The organism is Tardiphaga sp., assembly GCF_044336785.1.
Classification (GTDB): domain Bacteria; phylum Pseudomonadota; class Alphaproteobacteria; order Rhizobiales; family Xanthobacteraceae; genus Tardiphaga.
Map to the genome: position 1 here is coordinate 14,079 of NZ_JBIIOT010000047.1, position 25,378 is coordinate 39,456.

Below are 25,378 nucleotides of genomic sequence, written 5' to 3' on the forward strand. Positions count from 1 at the left end.
TCGTTTCAGATCAGGCGGTTAAATGGCAGGGGCGGTAGGGCTCGAACCTACGACAACCGGTTTTGGAGACCGGTACTCTACCAACTGAGCTACACCCCTACAGAACCTTGCCTTGGCACTGGTTCGGGCCGTTTGAAGCACAGGCGGCGCCTGATTTGCAAGAGCCGTTGTGCACAGTTCAGGAACAAAACGCTCCTGGAATCAAAACGGCGGGCAAGGGAACTCCCCTGCCCGCCGCCTTTGATCGATTACTCGATGATCGAAGCGACGACGCCTGCACCGACGGTGCGGCCGCCTTCACGGATGGCGAAGCGCAGCTTCTCTTCCATCGCGATCGGCACGATCAGGTGCACTTCCATGGCGATGTTGTCGCCCGGCATCACCATCTCGGTGCCTTCCGGCAGATGCACCACACCGGTCACGTCGGTGGTGCGGAAGTAGAACTGCGGACGGTAGTTGGTGAAGAACGGGGTGTGACGGCCACCTTCGTCCTTGGTCAGAATGTAAGCTTCTGCCTTGAACTTGGTGTGCGGCTTCACCGAACCCGGCTTGCACAGCACCTGGCCGCGCTCGACGTCTTCACGCTTGGTGCCGCGCAGCAGCGCGCCGATGTTGTCGCCGGCCTGGCCCTGATCGAGCAGCTTGCGGAACATTTCCACGCCGGTGCAGATCGTCTTCTGGGTGGCGCGGATACCGACGATTTCGATTTCCTCGCCGACCTTGACGATGCCGCGCTCGACACGACCGGTCACGACCGTACCACGACCCGAGATCGAGAACACGTCTTCGACCGGCATCAGGAACGGCTGGTCGACCGGACGCTCCGGCTGCGGGATGTAGGCGTCGACATTCTTCATCAGCTCGAGGATCGCGTCGTGGCCGAGCTCCTTCGAGGAGTCTTCCAGCGCGGCCAGGGCCGAACCCTTGACGATCGGAATGTCATCGCCCGGGAAGTCGTACTTCGAGAGCAGTTCGCGGACTTCCATTTCCACGAGCTCGAGCAGTTCCGGATCGTCGACCATGTCGCATTTGTTCAGGAACACGACCAGCGCCGGCACGCCGACCTGGCGGGCGAGCAGGATGTGCTCGCGGGTCTGCGGCATCGGGCCGTCGGCAGCCGACACGACCAGGATCGCGCCGTCCATCTGGGCGGCACCGGTGATCATGTTCTTCACATAGTCGGCGTGGCCGGGGCAGTCGACGTGGGCGTAGTGGCGGTTGGCGGTCTCGTATTCGACGTGGGCGGTCGAAATCGTGATGCCGCGGGCCTTCTCTTCCGGCGCCTTGTCGATCTGGTCGTAAGCGGTGAACGACGCACCGCCGGACTCCGCCAGCACCTTCGTGATCGCAGCCGTCAGCGACGTCTTGCCGTGGTCAACGTGACCGATCGTGCCGATATTGCAGTGCGGTTTGTTACGTTCAAATTTTGCTTTGGCCATGATTCTCTCCTCTGGGTCGTCAGCTTGCGCTTAACGACGATCAGGCAAACTTCTTCTGGACTTCGGCCGACACGTTTGCCGGCGCTTCAGCGTAGTGATCGAATGACATCGAGAACGTTGCACGACCCTGGCTCATCGAGCGCAGCGTGTTCACGTAACCGAACATGTTCATGAGCGGCACCATCGCGTTGATGACGTTGGCATTGCCGCGCATGTCCTGGCCCTGTATCTGGCCACGGCGAGAGTTCAAATCGCCGATGACCGAACCGGTGTAATCTTCCGGGGTCACGCACTCGACCTTCATGATCGGCTCGAGCAGAACGGACTTGCCCTTCTGCAGAGCGTCACGGAGCGCCGCACGCGAGGCGATTTCGAAGGCGAGAGCCGACGAGTCGACGTCGTGGTATGCGCCGTCCACGAGCTGGACATGAACGTCAACCACCGGGAAGCCGGCGACGACGCCCGAGGTCATGACGCTGTTCAGGCCCTTTTCAACGCCCGGGATGTATTCCTTAGGAACAGCACCGCCGACGATCTTGGACTCGAACACGAAGCCCGTGCCCGGCTCGCCCGGCTCGACCACGAACTTGACGCGGGCGAACTGGCCGGTACCACCGGTCTGCTTCTTGTGGGTGTAGTCGACTTCAGCGCGCTTCGTGATCTTCTCACGGAACGCCACCTGCGGAGCGCCGATGTTGGCATCGACCTTGTAGGTGCGCTTCAGGATGTCGACCTTGATGTCGAGATGGAGTTCGCCCATGCCCTTCAGGATGGTCTGGCCGGACTCGTGGTCGGTCGACACGCGGAACGACGGATCTTCCGCAGCGAGCTTCGCGAGAGCCACGCCCAGCTTTTCCTGGTCGGCCTTCGACTTGGGCTCGATCGCGATTTCGATCACCGGCTCCGGGAATTCCATGCGCTCGAGAATGACCTGCTTGTCCGGATCGCAAAGCGTGTCACCGGTGCGGGCTTCCTTGAGGCCAGCCAGAGCGACGATGTCGCCGGCATAGGCTTCCTTGATGTCTTCGCGGTTGTTCGCATGCATCAGCAGCATGCGGCCGATACGTTCTTTCTTTTCACGGGTCGAGTTCACGACGCCGGTACCGCTCATCAGCACACCCGAATAGATGCGGCAGAAGGTGATGGTGCCGACGAACGGGTCGTCCATGATCTTGAATGCGAGCAGAGCCAGCGGCTCCTTGTCGTCGGCCTTGCGGACAATCTCGTTGCCCTCTTCGTCCGTGCCCTTGATGGCAGGAACGTCAACCGGCGACGGCAGATAATCGACAACGGCATCGAGCAAAGGCTGCACGCCCTTGTTCTTGAAGGCCGAGCCACACAGAACCGGATAGAACGCGCCAGTCAGCACGGCCTTGCGGATCAGGCGCTTCAGGGTCGCCTCGTCCGGCTCGGTGCCGTCGAGGTAAGCAGCCATGGCGTCGTCGTCGAGTTCGACGGCCGCTTCAAGCATCTTCTCGCGATATTCCTTGGCCTGCTCGACCATGTCTTCCGGAATATCGATGGAGTCATACTTCGCACCGAGGGATTCATCATTCCAAATGATGCCCTTCATGGTGACGAGATCGACGAGACCCTTGAAGTTGTTCTCGGCGCCGATCGGCAGCTGGATCGCGATCGGCTTGGCACCGAGGCGGTCGATGATGTCCTGCAGGCACTTGTAGAAGTCAGCGCCCGTCTTATCCATCTTGTTCGCGAAAACGATCCGCGGAACCTTGTACTTGTCGCCCTGGCGCCAGACGGTTTCGGTCTGCGGCTCGACGCCCTGGTTGGAGTCGAGAACACACACGGCGCCGTCGAGCACGCGCAGCGAACGCTCGACTTCAATCGTGAAGTCGACGTGGCCGGGAGTGTCGATGATGTTCAGGCGCTTGCCGTTCCAGAATGCCGTGGTGGCAGCGGAGGTGATCGTGATGCCACGCTCCTGCTCCTGCGTCATCCAATCCATCGTCGCGGCACCTTCGTGCACTTCGCCGATTTTGTGGCTCTTGCCGGTGTAATAAAGGATGCGCTCGGTCGTTGTCGTCTTACCGGCATCGATATGCGCCATGATACCGAAGTTACGGTAGTCCTCAATGGCATGTACGCGAGGCATGGGATGTTCCTTAAATTCCGGAGTTTCGCCGTTACCAGCGATAATGCGAGAATGCGCGGTTGGCTTCCGCCATCTTGTGCACGTCTTCACGCTTCTTCACGGCGTTACCACGGCTGTTCGATGCATCGAGAAGCTCAGCCGAGAGACGCTCGGTCATGGTCTTTTCGTTGCGGGCGCGAGCAGCAGTGATCAGCCAGCGAATGCCGAGAGCCTGACGACGCACGCTACGCACTTCAACCGGCACCTGGTACGTTGCACCACCGACGCGGCGCGAACGAACTTCGATGGTCGGCATGACGTTTTCGAGCGCCTGCTCGAACACGCCCAGCGGGCCCTGCTTGGTCTTGGCTTCGATCAGGTCGAAAGCACCGTAGACGATCTGTTCAGCGGCAGACTTCTTGCCGTCATACATGATCGAATTCATGAACTTGGTGACGATGATGTTCCCGAACTTCGGATCCGGGTTCACAACGCGCTTTTCAGCAGAATGGCGACGAGACATCGATCAGGCTCCGGCTTACTTCGGACGCTTCGCGCCGTACTTCGAACGACGCTGCTTACGGTTCTTGACGCCCTGGGTATCCAGCACGCCGCGGAGAATGTGGTAACGCACGCCGGGCAAATCCTTGACGCGGCCGCCGCGGATCATGACCACGGAATGCTCTTGCAGGTTATGACCTTCACCCGGGATGTAACCGATGACTTCGAAGCCATTGGTCAGACGCACCTTGGCGACCTTACGAAGCGCCGAGTTCGGCTTCTTCGGCGTCGTGGTGTAGACGCGCGTGCAAACGCCACGCTTCTGCGGCGACTGCTGCAGAGCCGGCACCTTCTTGCGCGCCTTCTGAATGACCCGCGGATTTGCGATCAGCTGGTTGATCGTCGGCATGTCAGCCTTCACCCTTTATTCGCGCGAAACCTGCATGGCTTCGCAAAAATTGCTCGGAGCTTCCGGCTCCACCGGTCTCGCCTGACGCGAATGAAATTCACGCAAAACGAAATAACGCCAACCATTCATGACTGAATGGAAAGCGCTAACGCCGCAGAGGACCACGATGGTGACTTCGGGCTTGCGCCCTTTGTCGTTATCGAGGTCATGCACTGAATTCGACTTCCTGAGGTGACCTCAAGAGATCAAACGTCGTTTGGCATTGCCTAGATTTAAGCGACAGCGTTTGAGCGTCTTGGTCGAGGTTGGTGCCCGCCCGGCTCAAATTGAAAGCCTTCGGGGTGATCCGTACCGACACTGGCGAAGCTCACCGCCTGTCGTTAGTGGCCGGGTTGTATCCGCAGGGGTTAGGCAAGTCAACACCTATCCACGTGCAAAATACGCTTGTGCCGCAGCATTTTCTAGCATGCGAAGCCCCTGAAAAACACGCGGAATCCGCATGGATTCAGTGTCATCCACGGTTCGCTTGGCCAGGTCGAAAACTGCAGTTTGATGACGCCTGGATGGAGGTCTGATGAGATTCTTGGACCTCGAACCAGGCGATTCCGGCCCCTCCTCCCGATTCCCGCGTCATCAGACGGTTAGAATCTGGAGAATCGCCGTTCAGGCCATTACCGAGTCGTTAAGGCAGGCGGGCGATGACCTTGATCTCGAAATCAAAGCCGGCGAGCCAGTTGACGCCCACGGCGGTCCAGTTCGGATAGGGCTTCTCCGGAAAGATCTTTGCACGGACGACGTTGACGGTGTCGAACTGGACCTGCGGGTTGGTGTGGAAGGTGGTGACATCCACGATGTCGTCAAAGGAGGCTCCGGCAGCCTTCAGGACATTGGCAAGGTTGTCGAAGGCGAGCTGGACCTGCCTGGCAAAATCGGGCTCCGGGGAGCCGTCCTCGCGGCTGCCGACCTGGCCGGAGACGAACAGAAGGTCGCCCGAGCGGATGGCCGCCGAATAGCTGTTGATCTCGTAGAGGGCCTGCCGGCCGGCGGGGAAGATTGCGTCGCGTTTGGTCATGATATCTCTCCTGTTTGTAATTGAGACGCTAGTTGATATACGCGCCGTATGTGACTACTTGGGGACATACATTGCGTATGTCAATGTTGACATACGCAATGTATGTGAGTTTGGAGAGCGATCGTGTCGACTGGTAAGCGCGCACAGATGATGGAGGAAACGCGCACCAAGCTGATCCAGGCCGGCCGCAAGGCGTTCGCCGCCAAGGGATATGCCGCGTCCTCCATGGACGACCTGACCAGAGAGGCTGGGCTGACGCGCGGCGCGCTCTATCACAATTTCGGCGACAAGAAGGGCCTGCTCCAGGCCGTGATCGACCAGATCGATGCCGAAATGCTGGCCCGCATGCGGGTTGCGTCCAGCCAGGCCGAGACGCCGTGGCTTGGCTTTATCACTGAGGGTGTCGCTTACATCGAAATGGCGCTGGAACCCGAAATCCAGCGCATCATGCTGCTGGATGGGCCGGCGGTGCTGGGCGATCCCTCGCAATGGCCGAACCAGACGGCGTGCCTGCGCACGACCACGCAGACAATCCAGCAATTGATCGATGACGGGACGGTGAAGCCCGTGGATGCCGAAGCGGCCGCGATGCTGATCAATGGCGCTGCGCTGAATGCGGCGCTGTGGGTTGCGGCCGCCAAGGACTCGGAGGTGACGCTACCCAAGGCCGTGGCAGCGTTTCGCGTGATCGCGTCGGGCCTGCTGGCGCACCCGCAAGGCGCTGCCTAGCAACGCCGCGTGTTAGTTGCCGGCCACGCTCTCAATGGCGACATCGACGCCGGCAGAATTTCGGCCGCGCAACTGCAGCCTGTCGCCGTCAAACCAGAGAATCCACTTTCGGGCCAGCTCGCTGGCACCGATATTGAGGCGCTCCACTTCGAATATGTGATCGTCGAGCCAGCGTCCCTTCACCGCAAGCGGGCCATAGGGCGTGTCACTCCCCTTGCGAAAATATCCGTCGAGCCCGAGCGGCCCGCTGACCTTGTCGGGCGGGCGCGACGAATTGCGTGGATAGAGCTCCATCTCATAGTGCGGATCCGGGCCGGCAAAGGTCAGCGACAGCGATTTCAGCCCAAGCGCATTACGCTGGAATTCATAGGCCTTGCCGGACACCACGGCCGCCACCGGCGACACGACACCACGTGCACTCTGCCTCTCGATCGCCGCTGCGCTAACCGCATCGGCGAGCTGCGCGCTGCCCAAACGATCGGGCGCCAGAGCCGTCTCCGACCGAACTGCAGCGCTGATGGCGGATGTCAACTTGTCCACGCGGCATTCATCTCGCCCGGTGGTGACAGCAACAACATCCAGTGCGGGAAACACCAGCACGAGCTGGCAATGAAAGCCGGATGCCCAATAAAAATTGCGCGCGGGATAGGCCCAGAACAGATTGGCGTAACGCCAGTCCGGCGCGAAAGAGGCATGCATGTCCACCGTCGCATGATTGACGGCCTCGATCCATTTTGGCGGCAGCAGCTGCTGGCCGTCCCATACGCCGCCGCGTAGGTAGAGATAGCCGAATTTGGCCATGTCATGCGGATGCAGCGACAGGCCATAGCCGCCGATGGAGACCCCTTGCGGATCGCGCCGCCATTTCCACGACGTGATGCCGAGCGGGCCGAACAATTTGCTCTTCGCGTAATCCTCCGTACTCATTCCCGCGACTTTGGCGATCACGGCGGACAGCAGATGAGTGCCGCCGCTATTGTAGTCAAAACGCGCGCCGGGCATGCGGGCCATCGGTCGGTTGAGAACGAATTCGACGAAATTGCGGCTCCGCTCCAGATCGATCACCGACTGCGGGACGCTGCCAAAGTGCTCCTGCCAGTCCAGGCCGGAGGTCATGTCGAGCAGGTGCTGCAGCGTGATCGCTTTCTTGCGGTCGTCATCGTTCATGACGTTGCGATCAGCGAAGAACGGCATCGCGAGCTGATCGGGACTTTTCAGCAACCCGTCCTTCAAGGCGATCGCCGCCAATGTGCCGGTGACGGCCTTGGTGACGGAATTGACCACATGGGGCAGTTCGGTGCTGTACGGCGCATAATAGGCGTCGAGCACGATCTTGCCGTGCCGCGTGATCAGCAGACTGTCCAGATTCTGGCTTGCGCCAAACGCGATCAAATCCGCCAGCGCCGATGGATCGACACCCTGCTCTTCCGGTTTGGCAACCTGCCACCCGTTGGTTGGCCATATCGCCGGTTGCGGCTGCGCGGCGGCAGCGCTGCCGAACGCGATGAGGATCAGGATCGTCAGATGAAGACAAAAGCGCTGCATGGCCATCCCCGGACTGGTGTGCCCGGAACCACCCTATCACACCCTAGGATTGCGCAACACTGCCGTGTATCGCCCCGTCAAGCCGGGCGATAACAATCATTCGTCGTCTTCATCCTCGTCGTCGTCGTCCTCATCATCCTCTTCGTCATCCTCGTCATCGTCATCATGCGCATCGGCGGTGTGACGACCCTGATTGTCCCACAACTCGCGATAGGTGCCGTCGAGGGCGAGCAGCTCCGCATGCGAGCCGCGCTCGATCACCCTGCCCGCGCTGATGACGATGATCTCATCCATATCGACGACGGATGTCAGCCGATGCGTCGATGAAATCATGGTGCGGCCTTCGGCGAGCTTGAACAATGTCGTGTTCAGCGCCGCTTCCGTGGTCTGGTCGAGCGCGGACGTCGCTTCATCCAGCAACAGCACCGACGGATTGCGGACAACGGCGCGGGCAATCGCGATGCGCTGGCGCTGGCCGCCGGACAGCGTGTCGCCGCGCTCGCCGACCTGGGTGTCGTATTGATCCGGCAGGCTCATGATGTAGCGATGGATCTCGGCCTTCTTGGCCGCTTCCTCCACCTCCGCGTCCGTCGCACCTTCCTTGCCGAGCCGGATGTTCTCGCGGATCGACATGTTGAACAGCATGTTCTCCTGGAACACGACCGCCATGTGGCTGCGCAGCGACTCGCGCGTCACTTTACGGATATCGACGCCGTCGATGGTCAGCTTGCCCTCGTCCGGCACATAAAGCCTCAGGATCAGGTTGAGCAGCGTGCTCTTGCCCGAGCCGGACGGCCCGACGATCGCAATTTTCTTGCCGACATCAAGCTTCAAACTGAGATTGTCGAGCACCGGCGCCCGGCTGTTTTCATATTGGAAGGTGACGCGATCGAAGCTGATGTCGTGCTCGACACGCGGCAGTTCCGGTGCGCTCGGCTTGTCGGATCCGCGGGTGGGCTCGTCCAGCATCTCGTTGATGTGGTGCACGGCGGCGGCGGTCTGAATCGAGACCGGGATGAAGTGCATCACATGGGCGATATTATACGACACCTCCCAGAACGCGCTTTCAAAGGTGACGAAGGTGCCAACGGTGATCTGGCCCTTGGTGGCGAGATAGGCGCCGATGGCCAGCACCACGAGATGCAGCAGCAACACCGAGACCGTGACCGAGCGCTCCACCATGGTGGACAGGAAGGTCGCGGCGGCGATCCGCTTCTGGGTGTCGTCGTTGCGCAGCCGGAACCAGCCCATGGTGCGGCGCTGCAGGCTGAAGGCCTTGATCACGGCCTGTGCGGCGATGTTCTCCTGGATGGTGCCGAGGATCGCGGCTTCGCTCTGCTTCTGCTCGTAATTGGCCTGCACGGCCTTGGGCGTGAGGATGCGCGGGCCGATCAGCGTGATCGGGAAAATCAGCAGCGCGACCAGTGCCAGTTGCCAGTTCAGATAGAACATCAGCAAAATGCCGGCGATCAGTTCGAGGAACGGCAGCAAGGCGCTATTGGCGAAGCTCTTGATGCAGGTCTCGAAGGACGCCATGTCGATGGAGAAGCGCGACAGGATTTCGCCGCGCTTGGTGCGGGCAAAATAGGCCGACGGCAGTTCCTGCACATGGCCAAACAGCCGCTCGCGCGCGCTGGAAATGATCGAGGCCGCGAGCCGCGCATCCCAGCGCTCATACCAGATCGCGACGATCGAGGTGATGATACCGGCCACGGCCAGCACCGAGAGGATCTTGATCAGCGCGTCGAAATCTTCCTCGCCGAGCGCGTCGTCGATGAGGAATTTGAGGCTGAGTGGCATGATGACGTTGAACAACGTCTCGACCACCACGCCGAAGCCGACAAAGGCCAGCATCTTGCGTCGATTGGCGAGGAACGGCCGGGTGAATGCATAGATCGTCCCGAAAGCGCCGGCGGCTTCGCGCGCGGTGAAAACGACGAGTTCGTCGTCGTCATCATCATCATCGTCGTCGTCATCATCCTCGTCGGCGGGCTTGGCTTTAGCGCCTTTGTCGGCGACGAGTTTCTCCGGCGCCGGCGGCTTGGTGCTCGGTACCGCGGCGGCAGCGGCGCCGACCGGCAGCGCGAACTTGTCGTCCAGCGGATCGCTCGCCTTGGCGTTGTTGGAGGTGGGTTTCTCTGGAGGCTTCGACGCCATGAACCGGACCGTTGCTGCAGGCCCGGACCGTCCGAACCGAAAGAATCACGCCGTGGCGTCTTACAGCCACGGCATGAAGTCTATGCGATCAGGATTGGTTCCGCAAAAGGCCCACTTGTCGCCACCCGGCTTGACCGGGTGGCCCAGTAGACACTGGCGGGTGAGATAGAACCTGAGCTTCGCCGTATACTGGATCCCCCGCTTACGCGGGGCATGACAGTTTGAGATCATGGCTGCGGCTCAGTCCTCGTCCTCCGCCTCGACCTTGTCGAAGAACGAATAACGCAGGCTGTCCGCGTCGGCATACCAGTGGCCGGGGCCCTTTCCGGCTGCGAGCGTAGCCTCCCACACCTGTTCGGTGCAATCGCGGCGATGCATGGCGAGATCGAAACCGTTGCTGAAGAACAATTCGGACCATTCCCACCAGGTGCCGAGCTTCTTCACACCGCGCAGCAGGTCGTAGCGGTCGATCACGGCCGGCGCCATGTCGGAGGTGACGGAGCCGAAAATCAGCCCGGTCGAAATGACACGGTTGAGCTCGCCGAGCGCGTCCACGATCTGCTTGTCGCCGACATGGCACAGCGAGGTTTCGAACACGAAATCGAACTGCTCGGTCTTGAACGGCAGATCGGTGATGGAGCCGAGCTTGTTGAATTTTTGCAGCGCCTTCGGCGTCCTGGCGTGGATCGCCTTGTTGTTCTCGACACCCCAGGCATCGATGCCTTTGGCACGCAGCGCGCCGACCAGCTCGCCGGAGGCAGAGCCCGCGATCAGGAGCTTGTAACCCTTGGCGCGGCCCCAGACGATCTTGATGAGGTTCATCAGATAGGCAGGATCGGTGAACTGGCTCCAGACCTCGCTGTAAGGCCCGACGCCGCGATAGTTCCTGAAATAATCGGCGTCGATCTTGTCGGAAACGACGACACCGCCCTCGCCGCGGGCGCGGCGCAGCTTCATCATTTCGGTGACGATGATGTCGGTGGCCGCATCCGAGGAATCGAGCAGGCCGTTCAGCGTGGAGTCGAACAGATAGTCGCCGACCACGACGAAGCCCGGGTGTCCCTTCGGCTCCGGCCGGTGATTGGTCATCACGTCGCGCACCGGCATGCCGCCAGGAATCGCATTCACCGACGACAACCAACGATGGATCTTGCCCTCGACGAGATGCGCCCGCGCATCGCCGAACGAGGCCGGCAGCGACTTGACCGCCGCATCGATCAGCTCTTCGTCGGAGAGATTGGCGAAAGCCAGCGCATCGGAGCCGGCGATCAGCCAGTTCAGCACGCCGTGCTTGCCCACATCGTGGCGCGCGCCGGGGATCTGGTCGCCCCAGAACGGGGCGTCGAACAGCAGCGAGACGCGCAGGTAGTGTGCGGGGCGATCGAAGTAAGCGACGTGCTTGACCATCGACTTGCGCAGCTCTTCGCCATCCCAGCGCATGGTGCCGAGCCAAGAATGCGGCAGGCACATCACGACCAGATCGAAGTCGCGCGTCTCCGGACCCTTGCCGTTCATCATGTCGAGGCGATAGCGCCCCTCCTCGGTCTTGCCGACCTTGAGGACACGATGGTTGAGCTCGATGTCAGCATTGACCTCCGAGCGCAGGCAGGAGATCAGTTGCTCATTGCCGTTCTGGATCGAATACAGGCCGATATAGCCCTCGATATCCATCACGAAGTTCTTCAGCGCATTGAGTCCATTGGTGTTGTGCGCTTCGGTCGCAATATCCGAGCGCGCCATGGCCTTGAAGAAGCGCTTGGCGGTGGGATCGCTGACTTCCTTGTCGAGCAATTCCTCGGCTGTCAGCTTCGCCCACGGGTTCTCGTTGTCATGCGCGCCGACGCCTTCGTAATATTCCAGCGGCGAGATCATCTTCGCGCATTTTTTGCGGAAGGCCTCGATCGCCGCGGCAGTCTTGGCGCCGTATTTCTTGCGCATGCCCGGCACGTCTTCGAGCAATTCGCCATCGAGCATCACCTGCTCGGCATCCATCGGAATGGTCTGCAACCCGAAATGCTGGATCAACTCCCGCAGCGGATCCGGTCCGATCATCGAGTAATCATAGATCTCGGCGACGCCGGCTTCATACATCGCCGGCGACGAGTCGAATTTGCGCGTGACGATCTTGCCGCCGAGACGATCCGAGGCCTCATAGATGGTGACACGGCAGAGATCGCCGAGCTTCTTCTTGAGATACCAGGCGCTCATCAATCCGCCGGGACCGCCACCAACAATCGCAAGATCAAGCATCTAAATTCTTTCGCGCCCTGAACAGAGTTGCCGGCCGCCCCCGGCCTGAATCGATCTAGCGCATTCACCGCGGGAGTGGAATCCGGGGCGGTGCAGGGCTGCTGCCTGCCCATCACCAAGCGCACTAAACCATTCCAAATAAGACCATTTTCGATCTGAAGGAAAGATGAACGAAGGCCGCATCCGCCTTGCGGCAGGTCAAAATGCGCTAACCCGCAACGAAAAAAGGCCGGCTTGGGAGCCGGCCTTTTCGATTCTTGTCAGTTGCGGCCCGATTACTCGGCCGGCGGCAGAGCAAGCGGCTCGGCTTCCGGAGCCGACGGAACAACAGCTGCCTGCCGCTCGCGCTCGTCCTGGATCATCGTGTCGCGCTTCATGGCGACCTCGCGGATCTTGGCCATGGAGGCGCCCGTACCGGCCGGGATCAGGCGGCCGACAATGACGTTCTCCTTGAGACCCTCGAGCGGATCGACCTTGCCATTGACCGCCGCCTCGGTGAGGACGCGGGTGGTCTCCTGGAACGATGCCGCCGAGAAGAACGAACGCGTCTGCAGCGAGGCCTTGGTGATGCCGAGCAGCACCGGGTTTCCGGTTGCCGGCTTCTTGCCTTCCTCGACCGCCTTGGCGTTGAGCGCGTTGAACTCGATCTTGTCGACCTGCTCACCCGAGATCATGTCGGTATCACCCTGATCGGTCACCTCGATCTTCTGCAGCATCTGACGGACAATCACTTCGATGTGCTTGTCGTTGATGAGCACGCCCTGCAACCGGTAAACTTCCTGGATTTCGTTGACCAGATAGGCAGCGAGTTCCTCAATGCCCTTGATCGCCAGAATGTCGTGCGGCGCCGGATTGCCTTCGACGATGAAGTCGCCCTTTTCGACGATATCACCATCCTGCAGATGGATGTGCTTGCCCTTGGGAATGAGGTACTCGCGAGTCTCCTCAAGCTTGTCGAGCGGTTCGATCGAGATGCGGCGCTTGTTCTTGTAGTCGCGTCCGAAGCGGATGGTGCCGCCGATCTCTGCGATGATCGCCGCGTCCTTCGGCTTGCGGGCCTCGAACAGTTCGGCAACGCGCGGCAGACCGCCGGTGATGTCACGCGTCTTCGCGCTTTCGGTCGAGACACGGGCGAGAATGTCGCCGGCCTGGACCTTGGCACCGACGTCCACCGACAGGATCGCGTCAGGCGAAAGCATGTAACGGGCATCGCCACCGCGAGCCAGCTTCAGCACCTTGCCATCCGAGCCCTTGACCACGATGGCCGGACGCAGGTCTGCACCTGCGCGCGACGAACGCCAGTCGATGATGACGCGCTTGGCGATACCGGTCGACTCGTCGAGGGTTTCCGTGACGGACTGGCCGTCGATGAGATCCTCGAACGCGATCGTGCCGTCGACTTCGGTCAGCAACGGACGGGAATACGGATCCCACTCCGTGATGCGCTGGCCGCGCTTGACGGTGTCGCCATTGGCCACGTGAACGCGGGCACCGTACTGAATACGATACGTCGCGCGCTCGGTGCCGTCGGCATCGCTGATCGCGATGACCATGTTGCGCACCATCGCCACGGTGTGGCCTTCGCCGTTCTTGGCGAGCGCCTCGTTGCGGATGGTGACCTTACCGTCGAAGTTCGACTCGATCACCGACTGCTCGTTGAGCTGCGCCGCGCCGCCGATGTGGAACGTACGCATCGTCAGCTGGGTGCCGGGCTCACCGATCGACTGCGCGGCGATGACGCCGACAGCTTCACCGTGGTTGACTGGCGTACCGCGCGCGAGATCGCGGCCGTAGCAGGTGCCGCAGATACCGGCGACCAGTTCGCAGGTTAGTGCCGAACGGATCTTCACTTCCTGGATGCCGGCCTTCTGCAGCCGGTCCACGTCGCGCTCTTCCATCAGCGTGTTGCGCTTGATCAGCACTTCGCCGCTGTTTGGATCGACGATGTCCTCGCATGCCGAGCGGCCGAGGATACGCGACGCCAGCGACGCGACCACGGAGCCCGCATCCACGATGGCGCGCATCTTGATGCCGAGATTGGTGCCGCAATCGGTCTGCGTGATGATGCAGTCCTGCGCGACGTCAACCAGACGACGGGTGAGATAACCCGAGTTCGCGGTCTTCAACGCGGTGTCCGCGAGGCCCTTACGAGCGCCGTGGGTCGAGTTGAAGTATTCGAGAACCGACAGGCCTTCCTTGAAGTTCGAGATGATCGGCGTTTCGATGATCTCGCCCGACGGCTTGGCCATCAGGCCGCGCATACCACCGAGCTGACGCATCTGGGCCGGCGAACCACGGGCACCGGAATGCGCCATCATGTAGATCGAGTTGATCTGGGCTTCTTCACCCTGCGCATTGGTCTTCACCGAAGAGATTTCCTTCATCATCTCCTTGGCGACTTCTTCCGACGCCTTCGACCAGGCATCGACGACCTTGTTGTACTTCTCACCGTGGGTGATCAGACCGTCATTGTACTGCTGCTCGAAGTCCTTCGCGAACGCACGGGTGGCGTCGACGACCTTCCACTTCGTGGCGGGCACAACCATGTCGTCCTTGCCGAACGAGATGCCGGCCTTGAACGCATTGTAGAAGCCGAGCGCCATGATGCGATCGCAGAAGATCACGGTCTCTTTCTGACCGCAGTGACGATAGACCTGATCGATGACGCCGGAGATTTCCTTCTTCGTCATCAACTTGTTGATGGTCTCGTAAGGCACCTTCGGCGACTTCGGCAGAACCTGACCGAGCATGGCGCGGCCGGCAGTGGTCTCGATCAGACGCGTGACAGTCTTGCCCTCGGGGTCGAGGCCGGTCCACGAATACTTGATCTTGGTGTGGAGGTGGATGACCTTCGCATGCAGGGCATGCTCGATCTCCGACATCTCACGATACACCTTGCCCTCGCCCGGGAGACCCGCGCGCATGGTGGACAGGTAGTACAGACCCAGCACGATGTCCTGCGACGGCACGATGATCGGCTGACCGTTCGCGGGATGCAGGATGTTGTTGGTCGACATCATCAGCACGCGCGCTTCCAGCTGCGCTTCAAGCGACAGCGGAACATGCACGGCCATCTGGTCGCCGTCGAAGTCGGCGTTGAAGGCCGAGCAGACCAGCGGATGCAGCTGGATCGCCTTGCCTTCGATCAGCACCGGCTCGAACGCCTGGATGCCCAGACGATGCAGCGTCGGCGCGCGGTTCAGCAGCACGGGATGCTCGCGAATGACCTCGTCGAGGATGTCCCAAACCTCGGGACGCTCCTTCTCCACGAGCTTCTTCGCCTGCTTCACCGTGGTGGACAGACCCTTGGCGTCGAGACGCGAATAGATGAACGGCTTGAACAGTTCGAGCGCCATCTTCTTCGGCAGGCCGCACTGATGCAGGCGCAGTTCGGGACCGACCACGATGACCGAACGGCCCGAGTAGTCGACGCGCTTGCCGAGCAGGTTCTGACGGAACCGGCCCTGCTTGCCCTTCAGCATGTCGGCGAGCGACTTCAGCGGACGCTTGTTGGCACCCGTGATGACGCGGCCGCGACGGCCGTTGTCGAACAGCGCGTCCACAGCTTCCTGCAGCATGCGCTTTTCGTTGCGGATGATGATGTCCGGCGCGCGGAGCTCCATCAGGCGCTTCAGGCGGTTGTTACGGTTGATCACGCGGCGATAGAGATCGTTCAGATCGGACGTCGCGAAGCGGCCGCCATCGAGCGGCACCAGCGGACGCAGATCCGGCGGGATCACCGGCACAACAGTGAGGATCATCCATTCCGGCTTGTTGCCGGAGAAGCGGAAGGCTTCGACGATCTTCAGGCGCTTGGCGAGCTTCTTGTGCTTGATGTCGGATTCCGTCTCCTTCATCTCGGCACGCAGATCGACGTCGAGCTTCTCGAGATCGAGGCCACGCAGCAGCTCGCGGATCGCTTCCGCGCCGATCATGGCGGTGAACGAATCCTGGCCGTATTCGTCCTGGGCGCGCAGATACTCGTCTTCAGACAGCAGCTGACGGTCTTTGAGCGCGGTGAGACCCGGCTCGAGAACGACGTAATATTCGAAGTACAGGATGCGCTCGAGATCCTTGAGCGTCATGTCCAGCAGCTGCCCGATGCGCGACGGCAGCGACTTCAGGAACCAGATGTGAGCGACCGGCGCGGCCAGCTCGATGTGGCCCATGCGCTCGCGTCTCACGCGCGAGAGCGTCACCTCGACCGAGCACTTCTCGCAGATGATGCCCTTGTACTTCATGCGCTTGTACTTGCCGCACAAGCACTCGTAATCCTTGATGGGCCCGAAGATGCGGGCGCAGAACAGGCCGTCGCGCTCGGGCTTGAAGGTCCGGTAGTTGATGGTTTCCGGCTTCTTGATCTCGCCGTAGGACCACGACAGAATCTTCTCCGGGGACGCAATCGAGATCCGGATCTGGTCGAAGACCTGAGCCGGAGTCGTCGGATTGAAGAGATTCATAATTTCTTGGTTCATCGTCTTCTCCTCGCGTGCCGATCGCCATCAGCAGCAGAAATTTCAGTAGCCACGCACCCTGCCTCACGTCCCGGCGGGGTGCGGACGCCCGGCCAACAAGGCCGGGCGTAACGCTTGATCTTACTCGGCAGCTTCGGAGGTCGGGCCCGGCAGCTTGGAATTGTGCAGGTCGACATTGAGGCCGAGCGAGCGCATTTCCTTGACCAGCACGTTGAACGATTCCGGGATACCGGCCTCGAACGTGTCGTCGCCGCGCACGATCGCCTCGTAGACCTTGGTACGGCCCGCGACGTCGTCCGACTTCACCGTCAGCATTTCCTGCAGCGTGTAAGCCGCGCCGTATGCTTCCAGTGCCCACACTTCCATTTCACCGAAGCGCTGGCCGCCGAACTGCGCCTTGCCACCCAGCGGCTGCTGCGTGACGAGCGAGTACGGACCGATCGAACGCGCGTGGATCTTGTCGTCCACGAGATGGTGAAGCTTGAGCATGTAGATGTAGCCCACGGTCACCTTGCGATCGAACTGGTCGCCGGTCCGGCCGTCATAGACGGTCGACTGACCCGAGGCGTCGAAGCCCGCGAGCTTCAGCATCTCTTCGATGTCGGCTTCCTTCGCACCGTCGAACACCGGCGTTGCGATCGGCACGCCCGGCTTCAGGTTGCGCGCAAGCTCGAGCAGCTGATCGTCGTCCAGCGACTTGATGACTTCGTCATCGCCATAGACCTTCTTCAGGGTCTCGCGCAGCGGCTTGAGATCCTGCCTCTGGTAGAAGGCGTCGATGGTTTCGCCGATCTTCTTGCCCATGCCGGCGCAGGCCCAGCCGAGATGCGTCTCGAGGATCTGACCGACATTCATGCGCGACGGCACGCCCAGCGGGTTGAGCACGATATCCGCATGCGTACCGTCTTCGAGGAACGGCATGTCTTCGATCGGAACGATCTTCGACACCACGCCCTTGTTGCCGTGACGGCCGGCCATCTTGTCGCCCGGCTGGATTTTGCGCTTCACCGCGACGAAGACCTTGACCATCTTCATCACGCCCGGAGGCAGTTCGTCGCCGCGCTGCAGCTTCTCGACCTTGTCGAGGAAGCGCTGTTCAAGGCCCTTCTTCGATTCGTCGTACTGCTTCCGCATCGCTTCGATTTCGGTCATCAGCTTGTCGTTCGCGGTGGCAAACATCCACCACTGCGACCGCGGATTTTCGTCGAGAACGGCGCGGTTGATCTTGCTGTCCTTCTTGAAGCCCTTCGGACCGGCGATGCCGACCTTGTTCTCCAGCAGGTCAGCCAGACGGCCATAGACGTTACGATCCAGGATGGCCTGTTCGTCGTCACGGTCCTTGGCGAGACGTTCGATCTCTTCCCGCTCGATCGCCAGCGCACGCTCGTCCTTGTCGACGCCGTGACGGTTGAACACGCGGACTTCGACGATGGTGCCCTGCACGCCCGGGGGCACGCGGAGCGAGGTATCGCGAACGTCCGACGCCTTTTCACCGAAGATGGCGCGCAGGAGCTTTTCTTCCGGCGTCATCGGGCTTTCGCCCTTCGGGGTGATCTTGCCCACCAGGATGTCGCCGGCGCGGACTTCGGCGCCGATATACACGATGCCGGCTTCGTCGAGGTTCTTCAGCGCTTCTTCCGACACGTTCGGAATGTCACGGGTGATTTCCTCAGGGCCGAGCTTGGTATCGCGGGCCATCACTTCGAATTCCTCGATGTGGATCGAGGTGAAGACGTCTTCCTTCACGATCCGCTCGGAGAGCAGGATCGAGTCTTCGAAGTTGTAGCCATTCCACGGCATGAACGCGACGAGCACGTTGCGGCCGAGCGCGAGCTCGCCAAGATCGGTCGACGGACCGTCGGCAATGATGTCGCCCTTGCGCACGACGTCGCCGACCTTCACCAGCGGACGCTGGTTGATGCAGGTCGACTGGTTCGAGCGCTGATACTTCATCAGACGATAGATATCGACGCCCGACTTGGTGGGGTCGAGATCTTCGGTCGCACGGATAACCACGCGGGTCGCGTCGATCTGATCGATCACGCCCGAGCGGCGGGCGGCGATCGCAGCACCGGAATCGCGGGCCACGACAGCTTCCATGCCGGTGCCGACGAACGGCGCTTCGGCACGCACCAAAGGCACGGCCTGACGCTGCATGTTCGAGCCCATCAGCGCGCGGTTGGCGTCGTCGTTCTCGAGGAACGGGATCAGCGCCGCAGCGACCGAAACCAGCTGCTTCGGCGACACGTCCATGTAGTCGACCTTGTCGGCCGGCAATGGCAGCACGTCACCGGCGTGACGGCAGATGATCATGTCCTCGGTGAAGTTGCCCTTGGCATCCAAAGGCACATTCGCCTGCGCGACCGAGTAGCGGCCTTCTTCCATCGCCGACAGGTACACGACCTCGTCGGTGACGCGGCCGTCCTTGACCTTGCGGTAAGGCGTTTCCACGAAGCCATACTTGTTCACGCGCGCGAAGGTGGCGAGCGAGTTGATCAGACCGATGTTCGGGCCTTCCGGCGTCTCGATCGGGCAGATACGGCCATAATGGGTCGGATGCACGTCGCGGACTTCGAAGCCGGCGCGCTCGCGGGTCAGACCGCCCGGTCCAAGCGCCGAAAGACGACGCTTGTGGGTGATTTCCGACAGCGGGTTGGTCTGGTCCATGAACTGCGACAGCTGCGACGAGCCGAAGAATTCACGCACGGCTGCGGCAGCAGGCTTCGCGTTGATCAGATCCTGCGGCATCACGGTGTCGATATCCACCGACGACATGCGCTCCTTGATGGCGCGCTCCATGCGGAGCAGACCGACGCGATACTGATTTTCCATCAGCTCGCCGACCGAACGCACACGGCGGTTTCCGAGATGGTCGATGTCGTCGATTTCGCCCTTGCCGTCGCGCAGGTCCACCAGGGTCTTGATGACCGAGAGGATGTCTTCCTTGCGCAGCGTCCGATGGGTGTCCGGCGCATCGAGTTCGAGGCGCATGTTCATCTTTACGCGGCCCACGGCCGAGAGGTCATAGCGCTCCGAGTCGAAGAACAGCGACTGGAACATGTTCTGCGCGGAATCGACCGTCGGCGGCTCGCCCGGACGCATCACGCGATAGATGTCGAACAGCGCGTCTTCACGCGTGACGTTCTTGTCGGCATGCAGCGTGTTGCGGATATAGGCGCCGATATTGACATGGTCGATATCGAGCAGCGGCAGTTCCTTGTAGCCCTCTTCGTCGAGCGCCTTGAGCAGCTTCTCGGTGATCTCTTCGCCGGCTTCGGCGTAGATTTCACCGGTCTTCGCATTGACGAGGTCGTCGGCGAGATAGCTGCCGATCAAATCCTCATCGGTCAGCTGGAGCGCCTTGAGGCCCTTCTCGGCGAGCTGGCGGGCCGCACGCACGGTGAGCTTCTTGCCGGCTTCGAGCGCGACCTTGCCGGTGTCGGCGTCGATCAGGTCGTTTACGGTCGAATAGCCGCGGAAACGCGACGGATCGAACGGCACGCGCCAGCCGCCTTCCTTGATCTGCTTGTAGATGATCTTCTGGTAGAACGTGGACAGGATTTCTTCGCCGTCCAGGCCCAGCGCATACATCAGCGACGTCACCGGAATCTTGCGGCGGCGGTCGATACGCGCGAACACGATGTCCTTGGCGTCGAACTCGATGTCCAGCCACGAACCGCGATACGGAATCACGCGGGCAGCGAACAGTAGCTTGCCCGACGAATGGGTCTTGCCCTTGTCGTGATCGAAGAACACGCCCGGCGAACGATGCATCTGCGAGACGATGACGCGCTCGGTGCCGTTGACGACGAAGGTGCCGTTCATGGTCATGAGCGGGATATCGCCCATGTACACGTCCTGCTCCTTGATGTCCTTGACGGACTTGGCGCCAGTTTCTTCGTCGATATCGAACACGATCAGGCGCAACGTCACCTTCAGCGGCGCCGCATAGGTCATGCCGCGCTGACGGCACTCGTCCACGTCATATTTCGGCGGTTCGAATTCGTAACGGACGAATTCGAGCATCGAGGTGCCGGCGAAATCCGAGATCGGGAAGACCGAACGGAAAACGGCCTGAAGGCCCTCGTCGAGGCGACCGCCCGTGGGCTCGTCGACCATCAGGAACTGGTCGTAAGATGCCTTTTGAACCTCGATGAGGTTCGGCATCTCGGCAACTTCCTTGATGTGACCGAAGAACTTACGAACGCGCTTGCGACCGGTGAACGTCTGCTGACCCATCGTGGCCTCTCATTGCGTCGCCCGGGAGGGGCGAACCTTCCGAAGCGCAGCTGCCGCCGCCCCCGGGTTGAATTTTTCCGACATCGCCCTGAAACCCGCGTCCATATTCAGGAACAAAATCCCTAAATCGAACGTTCAAATTCCAGAACGCAAAACGACGTGCGCGATGCCCGACTGCATCTCGCCCGTCCAAACCGTCTAACTGCGGACCGAAAAGCCCGAAATTGGCCAATCTCCCAACGGCTTAGGATAGAACGTCGCCGTTCTCGCCGTCAAACCGCGCTTTCGTGCTGCCGACCCGATATGGGGCGGCAATCATGGAGATTCGAGGGTCGTTCCCTCAGCATCCCCACACTTTGTTGTGTGCAACCATCGCTGGATACACGCGAGATCCCGAAGAAGGGCGGCCCGAGGGCCACCCTTCCGGAGAACTCAGAGGTCTTACTTGAGCTCGACCTTGGCGCCAGCCTTCTCGAGCTGAGCCTTGATCTTTTCGGCTTCGTCCTTGGCAACGCCTTCCTTGAGGGGCTTCGGCGCGCCTTCGACGAGGTCCTTGGCTTCCTTGAGGCCCAGGCCGGTGATGGCGCGGACTTCCTTAATGACTTCGATCTTCTTGTCGCCGGCAGCTGCCAGAACGACGGTGAAGTCGGTCTTTTCTTCAACAGCGGCGGCAGCGCCACCAGCAGCCGGACCAGCAACCGCAACAGCGGCAGCAGCCGAAACGCCCCACTTCTCTTCGAGAAGCTTCGCGAGTTCAGCGGCTTCGAGCACGGTCAGGCTCGAGAGGTCGTCAACGATCTTATTGAGGTCAGCCATTGTCTATATCCTTAAGCGTATTTGGTTCGAACCAGGTTGATTGCGAAGGGCGTCAGGCCGCTTCGCTCTTTGAGGCATAGGCCTGAACGACGCGCGCGAGCTTGGCCGCGGGCGCAGTCGAGAGCTGAGCGATCTTGGTCGCAGGCGCCACAACGAGGCCAACGATCTTCGCGCGCAGTTCGTCGAGCGAGGGCAGCGAGGCCAGGGCCTTGACGCTGTCGACGTTCAGGACGGTGGTCCCCATCGAGCCGCCAAGAATGACGAACTTCTCGTTCGCCTTGGCAAATTCGACGGCAACCTTCGGTGCAGCTACCGGATCGTCCGACGTGGCGATCACAGTCGGGCCCTTCAACAGGGACCCGATGGCAACAACATCCGTGCCTTCAAGAGCAATTTTGGCGAGACGGTTTTTCGAGACCTTCACCGAGGCACCCGCCAGCTTCATCTGCTTACGCAGGGTCTGCATCTGGGCAACGGTGAGGCCGGAATAATGGGCGACGACCGCAACGCCGGTGGTCTTGAAGACCCCGTTCAGCGCTTCGACCGCGTCCTTTTTAGCCGCTCTTTCCACAGCAAGCTCTCTCCGGTTGGCAGCCTCGATCAGATGAAGCCGCCGGTTTGCACCCAACCGCCCCACCGACATGACCTCGAGACACACGGCCTCCAGACATCCCGGGCGAGACGATCATGATAGCCTGCCCTCCCGAACCGGTGCTGCAAGCAGCGACGGCGCGGGGTGTCGAGGTTCGAACCAAATACGCGATCAGCCGCAGGGCGGCAGAGGCGAGATCAGTCTTCACCCATCTATGCTGGCTTGAGGATTAAGCCGTTGATCGAATTGAAATTCGTCGCGGGCGCCAGCAGTCTCGGACAGGATTCGAGATCATCGATTGGCCATGATTGGCCAGTCAAAGACCCCTGCTCGCCTTCCTTAAAACGGGGCCGCGGCTCCCATGCCCTTCGAGCGATCCATACGGATAGCCTGAAAGGAAAGGTCTCCTAGATACCGGGTTGTCGGAATACGAACACAGACGTGCCAGCACAGGCCAGCATGTCCGGAAGCGGCTCTTTAACGAGTCTTGACGGGCTTGCCAAGGGGGAAGTGCTGACTTGGCATCGTTTTTGCCAAAGGAACTGTGTGGAACTCGGAGGCGGCGGCGCTATCGAGCGCCGCCGCTTTGTCCAAGCCGCGTTACCCCTTAGGGCACGCCGCTCCGGCATCCGCCCAGGCCTTGATCAGTTCACCGAACTGCTTTTGCGTGCCTGGCGCTGGCGTCCGGTTGCCGCCAGGCTTCCAGCCCCAGCCGACCAGTTCATCCTCGGCCATGTGGTGCACCAGCGCCGCCATGTCCTTGCCGCCGTTGCGCTCCTTGTCCTTGATCTGCGCGCAGATCTGACCGAGCGTCTTGCCCTGCCAGGCCATTTCGATCGGCGCCAGCGACCACTTCGCATTGCCGGGCACATTGGCCGCGTCAAAATTGTTTTCGTGGTGACAGGTGGTGCAGGCGAGACCGCCGGCCGCGCCCATCCCGCCCTCGCCGCGGACGACCAACGGGATATGCGGACGCATGCGGTCGGTCTGGGTCGGGCGATCGCCAGCCGGATGGCAGTTCATGCAGCGCGGCGACTGGATCACCTTGCCGGCTTCGTTGAACAGCGCCACCGCGCGCTCGTTCTTGTTCTTGATCTTGGCAAACGCCGACACCGGCTGCAGCGTCTTCGGATTGCTGACCGCCGCATCCGCTTCATTCATGCCAAACTGTGCGAGAGCGAGGCCGCCAGCCGACATCCCGCCGGCGACCAACGCCAGCATTGCATACTTCACCAGCTTGTTCATGCCGAGGCTCCGGGTACGATGGGCAATTGTCGCGGTCGTCCGACGCCGAGCTTCGCCATGGCGTTGGCCACAGCCGGCCCGAGCGGCGGAACGCCGGGCTCGCCGACGCCCGATGGTTTCTCGGTCGATTTGACGATCACCACTTCGACCTCCGGCATCTCGTTGATACGCAGCGAGCGATAGGTGTCGAAATTGCCCGACACCGGCGCGCCCGCATCGAGGGTCTGCTCGGCATAGAGGATGTGGCCGAGGCCGAACCCGATGCCGCCTTCCATCTGCGCACGGATGATGTCCGGGTTGACGGCAACGCCGCAATCGACCGCACACCAGACCTTGTGAACCTTGGGACCTTCCGCGGTCATCGACAGTTCGACCACCTGAGCCACGAAGCTGTTGAAGCTTTCGACCACGGCGACGCCGCGGGCACGACCTTCCGGCACCTTGTAGTTCTTCCAGTCGGCGAGCTCGGCCACGGCCTTCAGCACTCCGGCATGGCGCGGCTTCTTGCCGAGGAGTTCAAGCCGGCCCTCGACCGGATCCTTGCCCGCAGCTTCCAGCAACTCGTCGACAAAGGCCTCGACCACATAGCCGGTATGGGTGTGGCCCACCGAGCGCCACCACAACACAGGCACGCCGACATCGACCTGATGCATGTCGCAGCGGAAATTCGCAACTTCATACGGGATCTCGTTCGAGCCCTCATAGGAGGTCGGATCGAGACCGTCCTTGAACATGATGGCCTCGAAGAACGAGCCCTTCATGATCGACTGCGAGACGATCGTGTCGCTCCAGGCCTCGATTTTGCCGTCACGTACCGCGCCACGCATGCGGTGAATGGCATAGGGTCGGTAGTAACCACCGCGCATGTCGTCCTCGCGGGTCCAGACCAGCTTGACGCCCTTGCCCGGTCCGATCGCCTTGGCAACCTCGGCCAGTTCGACCGCCTGATGGGTGGTCTGCTGCGCCCGGCGGCCGAAGCTGCCACCGGCGATCAGCACGTCGATCTTCACCTTCTCGATCGGCAGGCCGAGCACCTTGGAGATGGCCTGGTGATCGGGCGTCGGAAACTGGCAGCCATAGCGCGCATAGGCGCTGTCGCCATCCCATTTCAGGTAGGCGTTCAGCGGCTCCATGGGGGCGTGGGCGAGATAGGGGAAGACATATTCGACTTCCACCACGCGGCCACCCTTGGCCATGGATTCCTCGAACTTGCCTTCGGCCTTGACCAGCTTGCCCTGGGTTTTCGACAGCGCTCGGAATTGCTGAAGCAATTCGGGACTGCCGCGCTTCTCGGCCTTGCTGTCATCCCAAGTAATCTTCAGCGCCTCGCGACCGGTCTTCGCCGCCCAGAAGCCCTTGGCGTAAACGGCCACGCCGGTCGGGACCTGCTTGACATCGACCACACCGGCGACCGCCTTGGCGGCCGTCGCATCGAACGACTTCACCTTGCCGCCGAATTTCGGCGAGCGTGCCACCACCACGGTGAGCATGTCGGGTTCATTGATGTCGAGCGTGTAGAATGCCTTGCCATTGCTCTTCTCGACACTGTCGAGGCGCTTCACCACGCCTTCCTTGCCGATCAGCTTGAAGTTGGCCGCATCCTTCAGCTTCGGCTCAGCCGGTACGGGCATTGCCATCGCCTTGTCAGCGAATTCACCGAAGCTGCCTTCCTTGCCGGACGCATGCTTGATCACGCCATTCTCGACGGAGATCTCGCCGGCCGGCACCTGCCAGGCATCCGCAGCCGCCGCGACCAGCATCTGCCGGGCGGCAGCACCGACCTGACGCATCTGGATGAAAGAGTTGGCGATGGCGGT

General features: G+C 61.2%; 16 protein-coding genes and 1 tRNA gene. 1 reads left to right on the forward strand and 16 read right to left on the reverse strand.

All coding sequences use genetic code 11. The annotated features are described in order from the left end of the window. Positions 1-23 precede the first annotated feature (23 nt). The 7 genes from ACIQ2A_RS14845 to ACIQ2A_RS14875 form a co-directional block, all read right to left on the reverse strand. Positions 24-99, reverse strand: a tRNA-Trp gene (locus ACIQ2A_RS14845). A 149-nt stretch (positions 100-248) separates the two neighbouring features. Continuing rightward, complete coding sequence (gene tuf, locus ACIQ2A_RS14850; protein WP_398480422.1) at positions 249-1,439, reverse strand: elongation factor Tu; 1,191 nt, start codon at positions 1,437-1,439, stop codon at positions 249-251. 40 nt (positions 1,440-1,479) lie between these two features. Beyond that, positions 1,480-3,552 carry an elongation factor G gene (gene fusA / locus ACIQ2A_RS14855; protein WP_398480424.1) on the reverse strand — a complete coding sequence of 691 codons (2,073 nt, stop codon included), beginning with the start codon at positions 3,550-3,552 and terminating at the stop codon, positions 1,480-1,482. Positions 3,553-3,583: 31 nt separating this feature from the next. Continuing rightward, complete coding sequence (gene rpsG, locus ACIQ2A_RS14860) at positions 3,584-4,054, reverse strand: 30S ribosomal protein S7 (protein WP_398480426.1); 471 nt, start codon at positions 4,052-4,054, stop codon at positions 3,584-3,586. 15 nt (positions 4,055-4,069) lie between these two features. Beyond that, positions 4,070-4,441 (reverse strand): 30S ribosomal protein S12, encoded by a 372-nt coding sequence (gene rpsL, locus ACIQ2A_RS14865; RefSeq protein WP_211909034.1) that lies wholly within the window; start codon positions 4,439-4,441, stop codon positions 4,070-4,072. Between the two features lie 15 nt (positions 4,442-4,456). Continuing rightward, positions 4,457-4,654 (reverse strand): hypothetical protein, encoded by a 198-nt coding sequence (locus ACIQ2A_RS14870; protein WP_398480428.1) that lies wholly within the window; start codon positions 4,652-4,654, stop codon positions 4,457-4,459. Between the two features lie 469 nt (positions 4,655-5,123). Beyond that, positions 5,124-5,513, reverse strand: a complete 390-nt coding sequence (locus ACIQ2A_RS14875) for a RidA family protein (RefSeq protein WP_398480430.1) — start codon at positions 5,511-5,513, stop codon at positions 5,124-5,126. Positions 5,514-5,660: 147 nt separating this feature from the next. Between ACIQ2A_RS14875 and ACIQ2A_RS14880 the strand changes: the two genes are divergently transcribed. Beyond that, on the forward strand, positions 5,661-6,242 hold the full coding sequence (locus ACIQ2A_RS14880; protein WP_398480448.1) for a TetR/AcrR family transcriptional regulator: 582 nt from the start codon (positions 5,661-5,663) through the stop codon (positions 6,240-6,242). Between the two features lie 12 nt (positions 6,243-6,254). Here ACIQ2A_RS14880 and ACIQ2A_RS14885 read toward each other — a convergent pair whose 3' ends face one another. The 9 genes from ACIQ2A_RS14885 to ACIQ2A_RS14925 all read right to left on the reverse strand — a co-directional run. Continuing rightward, positions 6,255-7,787, reverse strand: a complete 1,533-nt coding sequence (locus ACIQ2A_RS14885; protein WP_398480432.1) for a serine hydrolase domain-containing protein — start codon at positions 7,785-7,787, stop codon at positions 6,255-6,257. A 96-nt stretch (positions 7,788-7,883) separates the two neighbouring features. Continuing rightward, positions 7,884-9,944, reverse strand: a complete 2,061-nt coding sequence (locus ACIQ2A_RS14890; protein WP_398480434.1) for an ABC transporter ATP-binding protein — start codon at positions 9,942-9,944, stop codon at positions 7,884-7,886. Between the two features lie 240 nt (positions 9,945-10,184). Further along, positions 10,185-12,194 carry an FAD-dependent oxidoreductase gene (locus ACIQ2A_RS14895; protein ID WP_398480436.1) on the reverse strand — a complete coding sequence of 670 codons (2,010 nt, stop codon included), beginning with the start codon at positions 12,192-12,194 and terminating at the stop codon, positions 10,185-10,187. Positions 12,195-12,469: 275 nt separating this feature from the next. Then, complete coding sequence (rpoC, locus tag ACIQ2A_RS14900; RefSeq protein ID WP_398480438.1) at positions 12,470-16,669, reverse strand: DNA-directed RNA polymerase subunit beta'; 4,200 nt, start codon at positions 16,667-16,669, stop codon at positions 12,470-12,472. Between the two features lie 120 nt (positions 16,670-16,789). After that, a complete protein-coding gene (gene rpoB / locus ACIQ2A_RS14905; RefSeq protein ID WP_398480440.1) occupies positions 16,790-20,908 on the reverse strand; it encodes a DNA-directed RNA polymerase subunit beta in 4,119 nt (1,372 codons plus the stop codon). 441 nt (positions 20,909-21,349) lie between these two features. Continuing rightward, entirely contained in the window at positions 21,350-21,724 is a 375-nt protein-coding gene (rplL, locus tag ACIQ2A_RS14910; protein ID WP_398480442.1) for a 50S ribosomal protein L7/L12, read from the reverse strand. Between the two features lie 52 nt (positions 21,725-21,776). After that, positions 21,777-22,295, reverse strand: a complete 519-nt coding sequence (rplJ, locus tag ACIQ2A_RS14915; protein ID WP_398480450.1) for a 50S ribosomal protein L10 — start codon at positions 22,293-22,295, stop codon at positions 21,777-21,779. Positions 22,296-22,916: 621 nt separating this feature from the next. Continuing rightward, on the reverse strand, positions 22,917-23,561 hold the full coding sequence (locus tag ACIQ2A_RS14920) for an Isoquinoline 1-oxidoreductase subunit (RefSeq protein ID WP_398480444.1): 645 nt from the start codon (positions 23,559-23,561) through the stop codon (positions 22,917-22,919). After that, a partial coding sequence (locus tag ACIQ2A_RS14925) for a xanthine dehydrogenase family protein molybdopterin-binding subunit (RefSeq protein ID WP_398480446.1) occupies positions 23,558-25,378 on the reverse strand: 1,821 nt, incomplete at its 5' end. The genes ACIQ2A_RS14925 and ACIQ2A_RS14920, both read right to left, overlap by 4 nt.

Coding starts and splice junctions, on each gene's coding strand:
- tuf (WP_398480422.1), bottom strand. CDS start 1,439: ATGGCCAAAGCAAAATTTGAACGTAACAAACCGCACTGCAATATCGGC.
- fusA (WP_398480424.1), bottom strand. CDS start 3,552: ATGCCTCGCGTACATGCCATTGAGGACTACCGTAACTTCGGTATCATG.
- rpsG (WP_398480426.1), bottom strand. CDS start 4,054: ATGTCTCGTCGCCATTCTGCTGAAAAGCGCGTTGTGAACCCGGATCCG.
- rpsL (WP_211909034.1), bottom strand. CDS start 4,441: ATGCCGACGATCAACCAGCTGATCGCAAATCCGCGGGTCATTCAGAAG.
- ACIQ2A_RS14875 (WP_398480430.1), bottom strand. CDS start 5,513: ATGACCAAACGCGACGCAATCTTCCCCGCCGGCCGGCAGGCCCTCTAC.
- ACIQ2A_RS14880 (WP_398480448.1), top strand. CDS start 5,661: ATGATGGAGGAAACGCGCACCAAGCTGATCCAGGCCGGCCGCAAGGCG.
- ACIQ2A_RS14885 (WP_398480432.1), bottom strand. CDS start 7,787: ATGCAGCGCTTTTGTCTTCATCTGACGATCCTGATCCTCATCGCGTTC.
- ACIQ2A_RS14890 (WP_398480434.1), bottom strand. CDS start 9,944: ATGGCGTCGAAGCCTCCAGAGAAACCCACCTCCAACAACGCCAAGGCG.
- ACIQ2A_RS14895 (WP_398480436.1), bottom strand. CDS start 12,194: ATGCTTGATCTTGCGATTGTTGGTGGCGGTCCCGGCGGATTGATGAGC.
- rpoC (WP_398480438.1), bottom strand. CDS start 16,669: ATGAACCAAGAAATTATGAATCTCTTCAATCCGACGACTCCGGCTCAG.
- rpoB (WP_398480440.1), bottom strand. CDS start 20,908: ATGGGTCAGCAGACGTTCACCGGTCGCAAGCGCGTTCGTAAGTTCTTC.
- rplL (WP_398480442.1), bottom strand. CDS start 21,724: ATGGCTGACCTCAATAAGATCGTTGACGACCTCTCGAGCCTGACCGTG.
- ACIQ2A_RS14920 (WP_398480444.1), bottom strand. CDS start 23,561: ATGAACAAGCTGGTGAAGTATGCAATGCTGGCGTTGGTCGCCGGCGGG.